This window comes from Curvibacter delicatus NBRC 14919, assembly GCF_001592265.1.
GTDB lineage: Bacteria > Pseudomonadota > Gammaproteobacteria > Burkholderiales > Burkholderiaceae_C > Hylemonella > Hylemonella delicata.
In genome coordinates, this window is record NZ_BCWP01000089.1 from 1 (window position 1) to 1,566 (window position 1,566).

1 protein-coding gene is annotated in these 1,566 nt (G+C 73.4%); it reads left to right on the forward strand.

All coding sequences use genetic code 11. From position 1 onward, the window contains the following. Positions 1-64 precede the first annotated feature (64 nt). Positions 65-1,566, forward strand: a 1,502-nt coding sequence (locus CDE01S_RS17920) for a beta strand repeat-containing protein (protein WP_218016552.1), incomplete at its 3' end; no start/stop codon positions are given.

A 1,566-nucleotide genomic window follows, 5' to 3' on the forward strand; every position in this document is an offset into this window, starting at 1 on the left:
GGGCGCGATCACGGCGAGTGGTGGTACGGCGAGCGCTGGGACGGCGGGGCGCAACGCGGGAGCTGTGAGCATCAGTGGCACGACGGTCAGCACGGGCGCCATCACGGCCAGCGGCAGCGCCGGCAACGGCGCGGGCCAAGGCGGTGGTGCCGGCGGCAGCATCAGCGTCACCGGCACAGCGGGCGTGACCACCACCACCCTGACAGCCAGCGGCGGCGCCGGCTCCACCTCCAATGCGGCCGGCGGCAACGCCGGCCGCATCACGCTGCGCAACAGCGGCAGCGGCAACATCACCACCACTGCGCTGGCCGCCAGCAGCGGCAACGCCGTCGGCACCGGTGCGGGCGGTGCCGCTGGCAGCATCAGCATCGAGAACACCGCCGGCAACATCAGCACCGGCACCCTCACCACCACCGGCGGCACCAAGGGCGACGGCGGCAGCATCACCCTCAACGCCTCCGGCAGCGTGAGTGCCGGCAACATCGCCAGCTCCGGTGGCACCAGCGTCAGCGGCTACGCCGGGCGCAACGCCGGCGCCGTGAGCCTCACCGGCGCGGGCATCAGCCTGGGCGCGGCCACCATCACCGCCAGCGGCTCGGCCGGCCTGGGCACCAGCCAGAGCGGCGGCACCGGTGCGGCCATCAGCCTCACCTCGACCAACGGCATCACACAGACTGGCGCCATCACCGCCAGCGGCGGGGCTGGCTCGGCGACCAATGGCGCCGGCGGCAACGCCGGCAGCATCACGGTGAGCAACACCACGGCAGGTAACGTGAGCCTGGGCGCCCTGACAGCCAGCACCGGCGCAGCTGTCGGCACCGGTGCCGGCGGCAGCGCCGGCAGCATCAGCGTCAGCAACGCCGTGGCCGGCCAGGCCTTGAGCACGGGCGCGCTGTCCACGGCTGGCGGCACTGCCGGCAACGGCGGTGACATCACGCTGTCGTCGCAAGGCAATGTGACGGTCAGCAGCACCATCTCCACCTCCGGCGCGGCCCTGGGCACCGGCAGCACCGCGGGCGGCACCAACGCCGGCAACCTCACCATCACGGGTGTGAACCGCAGCATCACGGGGGCGATCACCGCCAGCGGGGGTGCGGCGCTGGCCACAGGCCAAGGCGGCGGCAATGCCGGCAACGTATCCATCACCGGCAGCGGCACGCTCAGCACCGCAGCCATCACCGCCAGTGGCGGCGCAGCAGTGGCCGCAGGACAGGCCGGCGGCAACGGCGGCACGTTGACCTTGAACGCCAGCGGTGGCCTGACGAGCACGGCGCTGGCCGCCAGCGGCGGCGCCGGCACCGGCACCAACGGTGCGGGCGGCAACGCCGGCACGATCAGCGTGCGCAACAACGGCAGCGGCAACCTCACCACCACCACGCTGGCGGCACAGACCGGCAACGCCACGGGCATGGGTGCGGGCGGCACGGCCGGCAGCATCACGGTGAACAACTCGGGCGGCAGCGTGACCACCGGCGCCATCACCACCACGGGCGGCACCTCGGGCGATGGCGGCAATGTGAGCGTCACGGCCAGCAGCGGCACGCTCAGCGTGGGGGCGATCGGTAC